General features: G+C 39.1%; 17 protein-coding genes. 11 read left to right on the forward strand and 6 right to left on the reverse strand.

Annotated features, from left to right (window positions below; translation table 11 throughout):
- Positions 1-4 precede the first annotated feature (4 nt).
- The 5 genes from J5X91_RS09365 (at position 5) to folX (ending at position 3,328) form a co-directional block, all read left to right on the forward strand.
- The gene (locus tag J5X91_RS09365; RefSeq protein WP_089367542.1) at positions 5-634 is read left to right on the forward strand and encodes a YceH family protein; all 630 of its coding nucleotides are present in this window, start codon (positions 5-7) and stop codon (positions 632-634) included.
- 73 nt (positions 635-707) lie between these two features.
- Complete coding sequence (nadE, locus tag J5X91_RS09370) at positions 708-1,544, forward strand: ammonia-dependent NAD(+) synthetase (protein WP_011326802.1); 837 nt, start codon at positions 708-710, stop codon at positions 1,542-1,544.
- A gap of 123 nt (positions 1,545-1,667) precedes the next feature.
- On the forward strand, positions 1,668-2,387 hold the full coding sequence (gene folM, locus J5X91_RS09375) for a dihydromonapterin reductase (protein WP_011326801.1): 720 nt from the start codon (positions 1,668-1,670) through the stop codon (positions 2,385-2,387).
- A gap of 26 nt (positions 2,388-2,413) precedes the next feature.
- Entirely contained in the window at positions 2,414-2,968 is a 555-nt protein-coding gene (folE, locus tag J5X91_RS09380) for a GTP cyclohydrolase I FolE (protein ID WP_058372272.1), read from the forward strand.
- A gap of 3 nt (positions 2,969-2,971) precedes the next feature.
- Positions 2,972-3,328: a dihydroneopterin triphosphate 2'-epimerase gene (folX, locus tag J5X91_RS09385; RefSeq protein ID WP_011326799.1), complete on the forward strand. Its 357-nt coding sequence runs from the start codon at positions 2,972-2,974 to the stop codon at positions 3,326-3,328.
- A 38-nt stretch (positions 3,329-3,366) separates the two neighbouring features.
- Here folX and J5X91_RS09390 read toward each other — a convergent pair whose 3' ends face one another.
- The 4 genes from J5X91_RS09390 to J5X91_RS09405 all read right to left on the reverse strand — a co-directional run bounded on the left by J5X91_RS09390 (position 3,367) and on the right by J5X91_RS09405 (position 10,123).
- Complete coding sequence (locus tag J5X91_RS09390) at positions 3,367-3,801, reverse strand: YqaA family protein (RefSeq protein ID WP_089367541.1); 435 nt, start codon at positions 3,799-3,801, stop codon at positions 3,367-3,369.
- Positions 3,802-3,884: 83 nt separating this feature from the next.
- Positions 3,885-4,250, reverse strand: a complete 366-nt coding sequence (locus J5X91_RS09395) for a DUF4870 domain-containing protein (protein WP_011326797.1) — start codon at positions 4,248-4,250, stop codon at positions 3,885-3,887.
- Between the two features lie 155 nt (positions 4,251-4,405).
- Complete coding sequence (locus J5X91_RS09400) at positions 4,406-6,580, reverse strand: S9 family peptidase (protein WP_208834500.1); 2,175 nt, start codon at positions 6,578-6,580, stop codon at positions 4,406-4,408.
- Between the two features lie 78 nt (positions 6,581-6,658).
- Positions 6,659-10,123: a S8 family serine peptidase gene (locus J5X91_RS09405; protein WP_208834501.1), complete on the reverse strand. Its 3,465-nt coding sequence runs from the start codon at positions 10,121-10,123 to the stop codon at positions 6,659-6,661.
- A 224-nt stretch (positions 10,124-10,347) separates the two neighbouring features.
- Between J5X91_RS09405 and J5X91_RS09410 the strand changes: the two genes are divergently transcribed.
- Both J5X91_RS09410 and J5X91_RS09415 read left to right on the forward strand, forming a co-directional pair.
- Positions 10,348-10,818 carry a DUF2721 domain-containing protein gene (locus J5X91_RS09410; RefSeq protein WP_011326794.1) on the forward strand — a complete coding sequence of 157 codons (471 nt, stop codon included), beginning with the start codon at positions 10,348-10,350 and terminating at the stop codon, positions 10,816-10,818.
- A gap of 94 nt (positions 10,819-10,912) precedes the next feature.
- Positions 10,913-11,365, forward strand: coding sequence for a cytochrome c (locus tag J5X91_RS09415; RefSeq protein WP_011326793.1), 453 nt, complete (start codon positions 10,913-10,915; stop codon positions 11,363-11,365).
- A 64-nt stretch (positions 11,366-11,429) separates the two neighbouring features.
- Here the strand turns inward: J5X91_RS09415 and J5X91_RS09420 are convergent, their stop codons facing one another.
- The gene (locus J5X91_RS09420) at positions 11,430-12,089 is read right to left on the reverse strand and encodes a cytochrome b/b6 domain-containing protein (RefSeq protein ID WP_086997074.1); all 660 of its coding nucleotides are present in this window, start codon (positions 12,087-12,089) and stop codon (positions 11,430-11,432) included.
- 130 nt (positions 12,090-12,219) lie between these two features.
- Between J5X91_RS09420 and J5X91_RS09425 the strand changes: the two genes are divergently transcribed.
- The 3 genes from J5X91_RS09425 to J5X91_RS09435 all read left to right on the forward strand — a co-directional run bounded on the left by J5X91_RS09425 (position 12,220) and on the right by J5X91_RS09435 (position 13,803).
- Positions 12,220-12,924: an AzlC family ABC transporter permease gene (locus tag J5X91_RS09425; protein WP_089367537.1), complete on the forward strand. Its 705-nt coding sequence runs from the start codon at positions 12,220-12,222 to the stop codon at positions 12,922-12,924.
- A complete protein-coding gene (locus J5X91_RS09430; RefSeq protein WP_041454306.1) occupies positions 12,921-13,220 on the forward strand; it encodes an AzlD domain-containing protein in 300 nt (99 codons plus the stop codon). Before J5X91_RS09425 ends, J5X91_RS09430 begins: the two co-directional genes overlap by 4 nt.
- Before the next feature lie 91 nt (positions 13,221-13,311).
- Positions 13,312-13,803: a glutathione peroxidase gene (locus J5X91_RS09435; RefSeq protein ID WP_011326789.1), complete on the forward strand. Its 492-nt coding sequence runs from the start codon at positions 13,312-13,314 to the stop codon at positions 13,801-13,803.
- Positions 13,804-13,929: 126 nt separating this feature from the next.
- Here the strand turns inward: J5X91_RS09435 and J5X91_RS09440 are convergent, their stop codons facing one another.
- Positions 13,930-14,115, reverse strand: coding sequence for a hypothetical protein (locus J5X91_RS09440; protein ID WP_007579801.1), 186 nt, complete (start codon positions 14,113-14,115; stop codon positions 13,930-13,932).
- Positions 14,116-14,503: 388 nt separating this feature from the next.
- Here J5X91_RS09440 and J5X91_RS09445 point away from each other — a divergent pair, with 388 nt between their 5' ends.
- Positions 14,504-15,298 carry a YggN family protein gene (locus J5X91_RS09445; RefSeq protein WP_089367535.1) on the forward strand — a complete coding sequence of 265 codons (795 nt, stop codon included), beginning with the start codon at positions 14,504-14,506 and terminating at the stop codon, positions 15,296-15,298.
- Positions 15,299-15,355: the final 57 nt, after the last annotated feature.

A 15,355-nucleotide genomic window follows, 5' to 3' on the forward strand; every position in this document is an offset into this window, starting at 1 on the left:
AATTATGCAATTATCAGCAAATCAACAGCGTATTATTGGCTGTTTACTAGAAAAGCAAAGTACAACTCCCGAACACTACCCTTTGTCGTTAAATGCGCTAACTAATGCGTGTAATCAAAAATCAAATCGTGCACCGGTTTTAAACTTAACCGACAGCGAAGTGCAAATTGCACTCGATGAATTAATAAATGCTCGACTGGTTACCATTGATGAAGGGCTTTCTGGGCGAGTAAATAAATACGACCACCGTTTTTGTAACACCGAGTTTAGTAGCTTAAAATTTAGTGCGCAGCAGCGCGCAATTATTTGCTTGTTACTGTTACGGGGTGCACAAACTCCCGGAGAATTAAAAACGCGATGCGCACGATTAGCAAATTTTAATAGTGTAGATGACGTTGAGCTTGCACTTAATAAATTAATTGAAAATGACATAATAACCAAACTCGCGCGCGAATCGGGTAAACGTGACTGTCGTTATATGCATTTGCTTGGCGAGCAGCCAATAAGTGAAATAACACGCCCTGCAGAGCAAACGACTGATGAGTTAAAAAGTGAAGAACTCAATGAGTTACTCGCCGAAGTAGACGAGTTAAAAACCGAGTTACAAAAAATTAAAGCTCACTTAGGGCTTTAATTTGTTAGCCCTAAATCACATAATACAAGTGCTCTGCTGAGCGAAATAATTATTTAACCCTAAGGAGTTGGCCATGCGCGCCGAGATTATGGCTGCAATGAAAGTGCAGCCAGTTATTGATGTAAATGCTGAAATTAGCCGTCGTGTTAACTTTATTAAAGCCCGCTTAATAGCAGCCCATGCAACGTCTTTGGTATTAGGTATTAGTGGTGGAGTCGACTCTTCAGTGTGCGGTCGTTTATGCCAACTTGCTGTTAATGAACTTAACCAAGAGCAAAGCACTACTGATTATAAATTTGTTGCGGTACGCTTACCTTACGGTGTGCAAGCCGACGAAAATGAAGCGCAACTAGCGGTTGATTTTATTCAACCTAGCAGCCGCATGACAGTAAATATTAAGCCTGCAACCGATGCGCTACACGAACAAACAATGGCGGCTATTGTTGGTAACGGTGAGTCACTCCCTGAGCAAGAAAAAATTGATTTTATTAAGGGTAATGTTAAAGCCCGTCAACGCATGATTGCACAATACGAAATTGCTGCATTTTGCCAAGGTTTAGTAGTTGGCACCGATCACAGTGCCGAGAATATTACCGGCTTTTATACCAAGTTTGGTGATGGCGCTTGTGACCTTGCACCGCTTTTTGGCTTATCTAAACGCCAAGTGCGCGCTTTAGGTAGTACATTAGGTGCTTCGTCTGTATTAGTTAATAAAGCACCTACCGCAGATTTAGAAAGTGATCGCCCAGGACTTACCGACGAAGAAGCGTTAGGTTTAAGTTATGAGCAAATTGATGACTTTTTAGAAGGTAAACCGGTTACGCAACAGGTTGAACAAACACTTAGCGCTATTTATCAGCGTACGCAACATAAGCGTCAACCAGTGCCAACTATATACGATGAGCTTTAATACAGTAATTATCGTACGATACCTTAGTAATTTGACTGTTCGACCGCTTAAAGTATTACGTAAGATTTTAATTAAATTGGTATTAACGCTGATCCCCTGCCAAAAGAGAGCTTTGTAGTATATATGACACCACCGATTTTAATTACAGGTGCTGGGCAACGCATTGGCCTTGCTTTAGCTAAACATTTTATTGCACAAGGGCAGCCGATAATTATTACCTATCGTACTCGCCACGCTGCAGTTGATTTACTGGAGCAGCAGGGCGCTGTATGCATTTATGCAGACTTTAGTACTGATGATGGTATTAGCACTTTTATTAAAGCACTTAAAGAGCATACCAACTCACTACGCGCTATTTTGCATAATGCTTCCAGTTGGGACTGCGAAGCTAATAACGCCAACTTTGCGCAACTGTTTGACAATATGATGCGAATTCATGCAAAAACACCTTATTTAATTAATTTACTGTGTGCAGAGTTATTACTAAATTATCAAACTGAGATGAATACTCCCGCAGATATTATTCATCTTACCGATTACGTAGTAGAAACAGGTAGCCCAAAACATGTCGCTTATGCAGCAAGTAAAGCAGCGCTTGATAACTTAACAAAGTCGTTCAGTGCTAAGTACGCACCTAATATTAAAGTAAATTCGGTTGCACCATCGTTAATTATTTTTAATGAGCATGATGATGAACAATATCGTGCTAAAACGCTGAAAAAGTCATTAATGGGTATCGAACCAGGATGCCAAGAAATAATCAATAGTATTGATTTACTATTACATAGCCACTACATCACAGGCCGCGCTATACCTGTAGATGGTGGTCGGCATTTAAAGTAAACCAAACTAAATTAACTGAGAAATTTATGCATAACGAACTAAAACAAAGCTATGAAAATATTATTACCGCTGTAGGGGAAGATCCTAACAGAGAAGGCTTACTCGACACGCCAAAACGTGCTGCTAAAGCAATGGAATACTTAACTCAAGGGTATCGTCAAACATTAGAAGAAATTACTAATAACGCAGTATTTACCTCAGATGCAGACGACATGGTATTAGTACAAGACATAGAGCTTTATTCTATGTGTGAGCATCACTTGTTACCTTTTACTGGCCGTTGTCATATTGCTTATATTCCTAATGGCAAAGTATTGGGACTGTCTAAATTTGCCCGTATTGTTGACATGTTTGCCCGTCGTTTTCAAATTCAAGAGCAACTAACTCATCAAATTGCTAAAGCCGTTGAAGAAGTAACGGGTGCAACCGGGGTTGGCGTAATTGTTGAAGCTAAACATATGTGTATGATGATGCGCGGCGTAGAAAAGCAAAACTCAAGTATGCGTACCTCTGTAATGCTGGGTAACTTTAGAGCCGATCCAAAAACACGTAATGAGTTTTTGCAGCTAATAAAAGGCTAACTTATGGCTAATGCAATTATTAACGTAACCAATTTACGACTGCGTACTTTTATTGGCTTTAACCAAGAAGAGCGCGAGAAAAAGCAGGATGTAGTGATTAACTTAGAAATTCATTACCCTGCACACGACGCCTGTAAAACCGATGAAGTAGATCAAGCACTAAACTACAAAGTAATTACCAAAGAAGTAATCACTTTAGTAGAACAAGGCGACTTTTTATTACTCGAAAAACTGGTTGCTGAAATTCTTGCTGTTTGTCATTCACACCCAAGTGTTCATTATGCTAAGGCTCGCGTAGATAAACCGCATGCATTACGCTTTGCCGATTCTGTGTCTTTGACCTTAGATTGGGCTAAATAATACGTGTGGATCAATTGATTTAGAATAAATAAGAAAGCTTAAATAAGCTTTTCGACACCTAAGGTAAGGGCGATAACGGCTAAGTAGCGTGCCCCCTTACCTAGTGTTACCAACAATAAAAACGTACTAAAACGCACTTTAAATATTCCCCCTATTACGGTAAGCGGATCGCCAACTATAGGTAGCCAGGCAAATAATAAACTATATACACCGTATTTATTAAACTGCTTTTGTGCTTTTTCAAGCCCCTGCTCTGACACTGGAAACCAGCTTTTATCTTTAAAGCGCAGTACTTGTGTACCCAACCAGTAATTAACGCAGCTCCCTAATACATTGCCCAAAGTGGCAGCTAGCCATAACAACAATAAATTTACTTTACCTTGGGTCATCATAGCTACCATTACCACCTCTGACGAGCTGGGCAATAAAGTAGCCGATATAAAAGCGCTAAAAAATAGCGTGAGATAAAGCATAGTATCCTTAACAATAGGAAGTAAATAAAAAATAAACCCAGCAAAAGCTGGGTTTAAAATACGCTATTAACAAACCGACATTGCTATTTTATCAAATTTAAACTCAACGGGTAGTCAAACTCTTTACCATCATTGGCTTTAACCGCGGCAATAATCACCATTACAAACGAAAATATAGCGACTATTGGCAGTAAAATTACACCAATAACAACAAACATTAAAAGAAAACACACAAAGTAAGCAATCATCATAGTGATTTGAAAGTTGAGTGCTTTTTTGCCATGAACATCAACAATCGGCATGTCATCTTTTTTTATTAACCACACAATTAACGGCCCAATTACAGAGCCTAATGGCACAATAAATCCAGACAAGGCACTTAAATGACAAAGCATTGCCCATGTGCGGTCATCTTTTTTGACGGGTTCCAGCTGTTGCTCATCATGCATAACGCTATCCTTATATTTACTATTTTTGCGTGAGTGTAAGTGTGTATTTCATAACTATAACTCAGTTTATAAACTTATTTAGCTAACTTAGTAATAAATTAAGGCATCACTTTTAAATGATGCCTTTAGCTTATTACTCAATGGTTGTACTTTGCTTACTCTTTAATACCCATTAAATCGAGCATAAATGCATAGTTTAGCGCGGTATCTTCTAAGCGCTTAAAGCGCCCTGATGCACCGCCATGCCCTGCTTCCATATCAATTCTAAACAGTAACTTATTGTCATCTGTTTTATAGTCACGCAGCTTAGCAACCCACTTTGCTGGCTCAAAATACTGTACTTGCGAGTCGTGCAGACCCGTAGTTACTAGCATATTAGGGTACGCTTGCTTAGACACTTGATCGTACGGCGAGTAAGATAGCATGTACTCATAGTATTCTTTTTCATTTGGGTTTCCCCATTCACCATATTCGTTAGTTGTTAGTGGAATACTTTCATCAAGCATGGTTGTAACCACATCCACAAAAGGTACTGCGGCAACCATACCTTTGTAAAGTTCAGGAGCTTGGTTTGCTACAGCGCCCATTAATAAGCCACCAGCGCTACCGCCTTGGGCAAATATTTTGTCTTTAGCGCCATACTTTTGCTCTACCAGTGCTTTAGTCACATCTATAAAGTCATTAAACGTATTCTTTTTAGTAAGTAATTTACCATCGTCATACCAAGGACGACCTAACATTTGCGAGCCTCGAACATGGGCAATAGCAAACACAAAACCACGATCAAGCAAACTTAAACGCGCGCTTGAAAAAGTTGGATCCATAGTGGCGCCATACGAGCCATAACCATATTGTAGCAATGGGTTCGTCGCATCTTTTTTAAATTTATCTTTACGGTAAACTAAGCTTACGGGTACTTTTACACCATCGCGGGCGTTAATAAATATACGTTCAGATGCGTAATTATCAACATTAAAGTTGCCTAGCACAGCTTGTTGTTTTAAAAGCGTTTTATCCGTTGTTTTTAGGTTTATATCGTAAGATGAACCCGGCGTGGTCATGCTCGTATAGTAAACACGTAACTTATTGCTGTTTATATCGTTATTACCATAAGCACTAATAGTGTAGGCACTGTCGTTAAAAGATAATAACTGCTCTTGATTAGTGCTTAAATTGCGTATTATTTGTCGCGATTGCCCCATTTCACGCTGTTGGTAAACCAAATAGTCATTAAATAACTCTATCCCTTCTAGCTTTATATCATCACGTGCTGGGATCAGCGTTTGCCAGTTTGCTTGATCATGTGCTTTATTAATAGCGACTTTCATTAGCTGAAAATTAACCGCATTTAAATTAGTGACAATATAATAACTCTCACCTAATTTAGAAATACTATACTCAAGATTCGCTTGGCGTTTAATTAAGCGTTGAGGCATTGCTTTAACGTTATTTGCGCTAAGCACCGACATACCTGATGCAGTGCTACTACTGTGCCAAATATAAATTTCAGTACCGTCTTTGCTTTTACTTAACCCGGTGTAATAGCTTGAGTCTGTTTCTTCGTAAACTAGTTCGTCATTGGCCTGCGGCGTACCTAAAGTATGGCGATAAACCTGGTAGCCTAACAAAGTCTGTAAGTCTTTTTTAATGTAATACAGTGTTTTGTTATCGTTTGCCCAAACAAGGTTACCACTTGTGCCTTCAAGCGTATCTTGGAGTAGCCTCCCGGTGCTTAAATCTTTAATTTTAACGGTATAAATACGTCTACTGAGAGTATCTTCACCGTAAGCCATTAAGTTACCGTTTGGACTCACATCTAAACCACTTACAGCATAATAGTCATGAGCCTTAGCAAGTTCATTTACATCTAAAATAACCTGTTGGTTAGTTCCTGAAAAGTCACTGCTACGCACATAAGTAGTGTACTCGTTATTGCCACGAGTTTGCGACGAGTAATAATAATCACCTTTTTTTACCGGTACTGAATCGTCATCTTTTTGAATACGCCCTTTAAGCTCGGCAAAAAGTTTAGCTTGCTGCGCTTGAGTATGAGCAAGCATGGTATTTGTATAGCTATTTTCAGCCTCAAGGTAACTAATAACATCGGCTGCTTTGCGTTCATCGTCACGCAGCCAATAGTAATTATCAATGCGGGTATCGCCATGAATAGTCATGGCGTGCGGTACTTTTTTAGCTATAGGTGCAACAACTTGAGGTAACTGCTCTGCTGTAGTACTTATAACGTTTGTTTGGACTGCTTCGGGCGCCTGATTGCAGCCACTTAAAATAGCTAAAGATGATATAGCTAGAACACAAGGGATATGTTTCATAAGATAAAGCCTTTACTTTAGTGAAGCTAAATAAAAAGGGAGCCGAAGCTCCCTCTAAGTAACAATTAAGTTATAAGCTTACTTTTGCTTACGACGACGCATAAATGCAAGCGGCGCAGTAAGTAATAACCAAGCTAATGAACCCGAAGATTTTTTCTCTGGCTCTGGTGTTACAACAACCGGTGGTGGTACTACTTTAGTAATACTAACCGTAACCATTGCAGGCTCTGATACATTACCACGCGTATCAATTGCCACTACTTGTATCTCAGCTGAAGAATCACCTGTCAGTAAAGCTGTGTTAGTAACAACAACTTGACCATCGGCATCAACACCCAAACCTTGGTGAGTATTTGACTGAACAAAGTACTCTGAAATAGCTAAATCAAACTCAGACTCTGTTACTGTTAAAGCACCTACAACGGTACCGTTTGCTGCATCTTCAGAAACAGTAAATTCACCACCAACAAGCGCTGGCGCTGAAACATCTGGAACCTCTAAATCAGCAGCTGCCATCACTTTAACAACATCTAAGCCTGAAGCCTGTGTTAGCGCAAATGGACCACTTGCTGTAACAACTGCTTTTTCACCTGGTTTAAGTGTTGTAACTGCTTCACCTGTTTCAAGCGAGGTAAATGCTACTTGAGGTTGCATACCAAATACAGTTGAACCTGTAACACTATCAGTTTCTGTAAATACACCACTTTGATATGCAGCATAACCCACAGATGCTTTAAAGTTCATCTGCTCGCCTAGTAGTGTCCCATCTATATTAAGTAGTTCAGAACAACCAGAGAAGGTAATGGTGTCCTCTCCCGCAGAGTGATAAAGCGGAGTACCCCACGCCCATGAATCATTACCCGCGCCATCTGTCTCACCAATTAGCGTACGGCTACGCCCAGGGAACGCTGTATCGCGGCCACGGTCGTTTAAGTTTGTCATAAACTGATCTGCTACACCGTCATTATCGGTATCAATTTCTAATCTGTAACCCGCTTGGAAGGTATGCGTTAGTGGGTCACGTAGTTGAATCGATGAGGTAACAAATATGCCTGAGTCACAAAACTCTGCATTAAACGCCGAGAAAGTAGTTGCTAGAATATTAAATTCAGCTTCTGCAAATGTTTTCTCAACACCCACTGCAACAATGCTTTCTGCTTGTGGCATAATTTCAGTTTGACCACTATTTGTAACAACAAGAGCCATTTCACTATCGACGATTTGCGATGAAACGCTTAGCTCAGTAGCAGCTTTAGGCATTGCATGATAAACAAGGTGTAAATCATGGTCAGTATCTGTGCTGGCATCATCAAACACCAAAGCACCATCAAACTCTACTGAGGTTAATGCTGCACTTCTTGCTGCAACTTCCTCTGCGCTAAATGGGTTATTTAGATTCCACTCTGGTAACTTAGCTGGATCAACGGTTAATACTACGTCAAAATTAATAGCTTGGCCTGCAGGAACAGTAATTGATGCAGGGAAATCCCAACTAATAGCCGCAGTATCTATATCGCTCTGGTAACGCGCTTCTGTACGTAAGTTATAAGTTTTAGCGTCAGCTGAGAAGTTCTTAACTGTTACCGTTTTAGTTAACGATGCAGTTTCTGTCATGCTTTCTAAGCCAAATGAAAGCGCTGCTTGCTTGGTATTAAACTTAGCGTTATTTACCCATGCAGCAACCGGTAAATTAACCGCTTTAGCTACATCAACTAAACCTGCGCCAATCATACTAATAGGTGCTAATTCTGAAGCAGGATTAATTGCTAACGGCTCGTTTGTTACATTTAAATTAGCCGCATTCATTATTGTTGCTTTAATTTCAAAGGCATTACGATCTGGATGTGCTTCACGAATCATCGCAACAGCACCAGCAGTAATTGGACCTGAAAAAGATGTACCTGAAACTGGGTTAGTACCAGTTTGAGTACCTGCTGCTGCAACATCAATACTAGTACCTGGTGCGGTAATTTCTGGTTTTAATAAACCATCCATTGAAGGACCACGAGATGAGAACGTAGCTACAGCGCCAGATGTAGTTTTAATGTCAATGCTAATATCAAATGTTGCCGGACCACCTGCTGCTAACTGTGCTTTTAAAGCCGCACCTGCAGCAAAATTAATGCCTACGTTTTTAATTGTTACAGCAGCATCAAAACCACCCATAGGAGCTGGTGTACCATCATCAGTATTGTTTGCAATCATCACAAACTCTGCACCATTTATTTGTGCGTTTAATACTTTGTCGGTAAATGCACAAGCACCACGGTCTATTAATACAGCTTTACCGGTAAAATCAACATCGGCGGCAAACGCAACACAACCATTTTGGTTAGCGTCTGGATAAACTAACTCAATGTCTGCACCTGTAATTGTATAAGCTTCTTGTGGACCAAAGCTTGATGGCTGAATATCACCTTCAACACCAGCAATAGTGCCTGTAGCAACACCTATTTCAGTTGTAGGGTGTGTCATTGCACCTACAGATAAGGCATTAGGTGTGGTACTTGGGCCGCCTATACGGAATGGGTTATCACCATCGTTACCCGCAGAAATAACCATATTAACGCCTAATTCAACAGCACGCTGAATTAAGTATTGTGTACCGCCGCCAGTATATGTGTCGCCAAACTCGCCACCAAGAGACATATTCATTACATCTACACGGTCAGAAATATCACCATCGCCATTAGGATCCATTGCGGCTTCTAGTGCTGCAGCCTGTGCGGCACTTGGACAACCGCCACCACATACAGAGTAAACATAAAGTTCAACGTCTGGCGCAATACCATTTACTGAGTTTGAAGATGAAGTACCATGGTTTGTTGGAGCCCCTGTTGCTGGAGAATTAGCAGGATCGTTCTCTATCGGATCAGCGTCTTCATTAATAAAGTCGTAACCACCTTTAACAACACCTTGAGGCCAAGCCACTGTAGTAGGATCTGCTTGCGCCGCTAAATATGCTTCAACTGTACCTGCCCCACCAAATGCTTGGTGAGTGTAATCAATACCTGTATCTAATACCGCAACACGCTGACCTTTACCGCTTGCAATACCGTCTACAATAAGTGGTTTTGCATTAATATAGTCAGAGCTTGCTGCAACATGCAGTTCGCTATCGAACATAGGTAATACTTTTGCTACTCGTGAATCTTTAGCAATTTTAGCAAGTGCTTCAGCCGAAGCTTGAACGATTAACGTAGGTGCTAATATTTTGGTTTTACCAATTATTTTCGCATCAAAATCTAAGCTATTTAACTCAAGAGTCATAGTGTCTTGAAGTTGCTCTATATTAGCTGTAATTTCACGATTATTTGATTGCTGGTAAGTACCTGCAACATAGGCGTCTACTGATGTTGTAGCGCGTAATACAATCATATGTGCCGATGGTTCTTTTTTATCTGCAACTTGTTCTTTTACTGCTTCAGCTTTTTGATAAGTAATATTAGCCGTAGGTAAGTTACTTGCACTTGCAAGTGTTGCAATAAATGCGCTTGAGACAGCAGTGGCAATTGCTGTTTTCTTTATTATATTTTTAGACATCATTTCCCCTAGGATAGGTTATGTATTATTGTATTTACTATATTCAACCATGGGCTTAAATATAAAACTTAAACCCATACGTGAGCAACACCTTAGTTACATTTAAGTTACAAGCAACACATAAAAACAGAGAAAACACTAGCAACAAACTGATTCCAAAGGGAAAAGAAAGAAATTAAGTTTGTGAATGATTGTAAACAACCAACACTTATTTTGAGATGTAAATGGATAACGAAGTAATTAATATTTTAAGCATGGCCAAAGTGATTCAAACTGCGGTTGCTCCCGTCTTTTTAATTACAGGTATTGCTGCCACTTTAGGGGTTTTATCAAACCGTTTAGCGCGTATAACAGATAGAGCTCGTTTGCTTGAACGTAGACTAAAAGTAAGCACTGATGATGACTTTAATCTGTCGTTAACCACCGAGCTAAGAGCGCTGCTAAAGCGCTCTCGTTGTATACACCTTGCATTTAGCTTGAGTGTGTTAAGTGCATTGTTGGTTTGTGCGGTTGTTATGTTATTATTTTTATCGCATATTCAATCAGTTAACTTAGGCGTAACGATAGGTAGCTGTTTTGTAGCTGCTATGGCTTTGCTTATATTTGCTTTTATGTCGCTACTTTGCGAAGTGTTTTTAGCCACTCGCAGTATGCGCCGTGGCATGATATTCGCCGACGTCGATATTAACGATTAAGCCTCAAGCAAACCAAACTATCGCTTTCACTTGAATAAAAGTGGCAGCTAAGATACAAAGATAGAATTAGAAACTTTTACTAGGGATAAGTTTAATGAAATTGAAGCAAGTATTTATCGGGGCATTATTATCAACATGCGCACTTAGCGTATCAGCAAATTCTGCATTTAAAGAGCCAAGCGACGCTATTGAATATCGTCAAGCTGCATTTTCTATGCTCTCAGTACAAATTAGTGACATGGGCGCTATGCTTAAAGGCAAAATTCCTTTTGATGCAGATAAATTTAAAGCACGTGCAAATAACGCAGCTGCACTGGCAAAAATGCCATGGGAAGCGTTTTACGAAGGTACTGATAAGGGTGATACTGCTGCACTTGCCGCTGTTTGGGCTGAAAACGACACTTTTATGAAAAAAGCAACTGCATTTCAGCAATACGCAGATGAACTTGCTGTAGCTGCACAGTCTGGCGATAAAGCTGTTATTGGTAAAGCGTTTGGCGCATGGGCCAAAGGCTGTAAAGATTGCCACACGCAATTTAAAGACTAAGTTTTTAAATAATAAAGGCGCCTATTTAATTCATAATCGGATTTAAATAGGCGCCTTTTTATTTTTAACCCAAGTTAAGTAAATAACTAAGTGGCTCACTGCCCCAAGTTGTCATAAGCACTACAAGCAATATTAAAAATACGACCCAAGCTAACCAAGGTGCTTTTGTAAGTATTGCTGGCTTTTCATTTGGCTGTTGTTTCGTTCCGGTGATCATCGCTTTCACTAAAGGCTTGCCTTTAATCTTATAAATTACAATTGCTAAAACATGCAAACCTATCGCATAAAGTAAAATATCAAAGTTTAAACTATGTAACCAATTAGCAAAATCAACTGTACTGCTCGACACGTACTGCGCTAAAGGCCCATCAGTTAAAATACCATCACTACTCATTAAGCCACTAACAAGCTGAGTAATAATAAGTATAAAAAACAACAACACCATATAACTACCTGGCGCAGAATGCCCAAGCGGAGTTTTATTAGTTTTAAGTGAGGTTATTACCGCTTGCGGGGAGTGTATTAACGCGCTTAACTTAGCTGTTTTACTGCCTATAATCCCCCATATTAATCGCGTTAAAATAAGTGCTAAGGTAAAAAAGCCAGCAATAAAGTGCAGTTCAATCATACCTTCTTCAATACTAAAATAGAGCACAGCAATACTAAACACTAATAACCAGTGAAAGCTTCTGACAAAGCCATCCCATACTTTTACTTTAAACATTAGTTATCTCGCTAATTAAGTTATTGTTTCATTATTTCAAACTTTGTTTAGATTTGCATTAAACCTATTATTTAAAGCATGCTTTATGGCACACTTAAGCAATTAATTTTACTGGCTAATATTTCTGCAAATGAACAGACCATCGCGTGCAATTTTAAAAGGTTTTGTTGACATGTTACCGCTTTGCTTGGCGGTGATCCCTTGGGGAATACTCTGTGGCTCACTGGCTATTCAAAATGGTTTTACTGCCCTTGAAACTCAAGCGATGTCTTTATTAGTGTTTGCGGGCTCTGCACAGCTTGTCGCTATTGAGTTAATTGCGGGAAATACGCCACTACTCACCATTTTGTTTACTACCTTTATAATTAGCTCTCGGCATTTTTTATATGGCTTAGCGGTACGTCATAAAGTAATTGATCAACCTTTGAGCTGGCGTCTACCTGTAAGCTTTGTATTGACCGATGAGTTGTTTGCATTTTCGCACCACCCTAAAGCCTATCGTACAAAAATACGTTTAATTTACGCACTTAGCGCCGGTTTTAGCTTTTATATTGCATGGAATTTATGGACATTTATAGGCATTGTTGCTGGTACTATGCTCCCCGATTTAACCCATTTGGGCCTCGACTTTGCTATAGCCGCTACATTTATAGCTTTAGTTATTCCGGGTGTTAAAAGCCTCGCCTCACTCGTTACAGTTATAGTCGCAGGCATTAGCGCTACACTGTTTAAAAGTACCGGATTTGAGTTATGGCTGGTGAGCTCTGCATTACTGGCCATGAGCGCAGGATACTTTACAGCAAGAATAACTGCTAAAAAGGAGCGCAACTTATGATGACCACTATTTTACTAATGGCCTGTATTACCTTTTTTACCCGTTACTTATTTTTGCACCGCGCTTTACCCTTTAAAGTTGGGCCTAAAATGCAACAATTTTTAAGTTTTAGTGCACCAGCGGTACTTACGGCTATTTGGGTACCTATTGTATTTTTAAACGATGATGGCATTAATTTAAATTGGCAAAACCCTTATTTAAGTGCGGCTATAGTAGCTATTATTGTGGCTTATAAAACCCATAATATTTACTACACTACGATTGCGGGTATGGGATTATTTTTAATTTTAAATTAAAAAATAGTCTTAATATATACAACAACCATATTAAGCAATGTACTTAAAAGAGTAAATTGAGCATCAACAAAGATAAGGTAAAGCATAAATAATGCACAAATTTCATCAGTTAAGCGCCACCAGTTTGCAAGGTAACACCATTAATTTTAGCGAGTTTGCTGGTAAAGTCGTGCTTATTGTAAACACGGCAAGCAAGTGTGGTTTTACCTACCAGTACGAGTCACTACAGGCTTTGCATAATAAATATGCTAGCCAAGGCTTAGTAATTTTAGGATTTCCGTGTAATCAGTTTAATCAGCAAGAACCCGGAGATGCACAGCAGATAGAGCAAGGATGTTTAATAAACTACGGGGTTAATTTTTTAATGGCCGCTAAAGTAGAGGTAAACGGAGAGCATGCTCATCCGGTATTTCGTTATTTGAAATCGACACAACCAGGCTTTTTAACTCGCAAAATAAAGTGGAACTTTACTAAGTTTTTAATCGCAGCAGACGGCTCACCAATTAAACGCTATGCACCCTTTACCAAGCCAGAAAAGCTAGAGCTCACCATTCAAAAAGCACTGCAACAAAGCAATAAGTAACGCCGCTTAAAAGTAATAAAGAGGCACACAGCCTCTTTATTGCCAATCTAATCAAAATTTAAACATACATAAAAGCGTACATTTAGAGTCTAATTCACATTGGTACTTTAGTTATACTAGCGCAATTTAATCGGTGTAATCGCTTAAATCGTCTTCGCCTAGGTTTTTACGCAAGCGCTTTTGCTCAAGGTAGTCTTCCAACTTTTTCTTAACCTTTTGCTTGTTCTTATCGTGCTGATTACGCCCGAGCATTTCGTACTCGTCTTCAACAAAATCGTCATCTAGCGCATCGTAACTAAATGTCTTACCCACAACCCACTCCATAAAGTGTTTGAGACCAACCAAGGATTTTATAATCGCAATAATTGGTAAAATTAAAATGTTCGACACATAAAGTGCAATGCAGTTTAGCGCCAAAATAAAGCCATGTAGCTATCTTAAATAGCCTCCATGTCAATACTGTGAATAAATAGCGCTAAATTCGCTTTATGGAAAGTGAGAGTTTTTTATCGTATCGATAAATAAAATTAATTACTGCTCTAGCTTTAGCCAATTTGACTAAAAAATAGTTTTTTTATAATAAACCTTTGCTATAGACAATACTAAAAATAAAACCAACCTATTGTTTAATATAATAAAAAAACATTGGCACTAAACTTGTTATTACTTATTTATCATCAATAAAAAACTGAGAATAAATATGAAAAAATTACTATTAATGAGCACTTTAATATGTGCACCTGCCGTTGTGGCACATAATGATAACGATTCAACAGTGTCATTTAATAATGAGCAATGTAATGTAGAATTTAAAAATGATGTACGTATTAAGCCTGACGAACTAGAGATTTTTACCGCCAATAAGCAAACTATGCAATTTAATACCAATGGCAATTTAACCATTAATGGTGAATCGGTAGCGCTTAATCATTCCCAGCAAAAGGCGCTAACTCAATATTCAGATAGTTTACGCACGCAATTACCCGAAGTAGCAAATATAGCCTTAGAAGGCGTTAAAATTGCAGGTGTTGCACTGCAAGAAGTTGCTAATGCTTTTAATATTGATGGCCTCGATAATATCTCATCGTTAATGGACGACATTAAACTTGAAGTACAAAATACTTTTTATCAACAAGACACCTTTGTTATGGGCCAGCAAAGCTTTAACCAATTTGGTGAAAACTTTGAGCAGCAGTTTGAACAACAAATAGAGACCGCTGTTGAGTCTGCTGTAATGCAATCTATGGGGAGTATTTTAGTTGCTTTAGGTTCTGAATTACTTGGCTCAGGAGGCGACATGCAAGCCTTTGAACAACGTATGGAAAATATGGGTACGCAAATAGAAGAAAAAGTAGAGCAGCATGCCGATGCGCTCGAAAAACGTGCCAATGCCTTATGCGAAAATTTTGCCAATATAGCTAAACAAGAAGAGCAGCTAGTAGTACAAGTACCTGAACTTAAAGGTTACCAATTATTTAGCTTTAAACAAAACTAGTTTACAAACTTCACTTAGGTAATTATTTAACATCCCTTTGCAGCCGTTACGCTTAAC

This window comes from Pseudoalteromonas sp. K222D, assembly GCF_017653575.1.
Taxonomy (GTDB): Bacteria; Pseudomonadota; Gammaproteobacteria; order Enterobacterales; family Alteromonadaceae; genus Pseudoalteromonas; species Pseudoalteromonas nigrifaciens.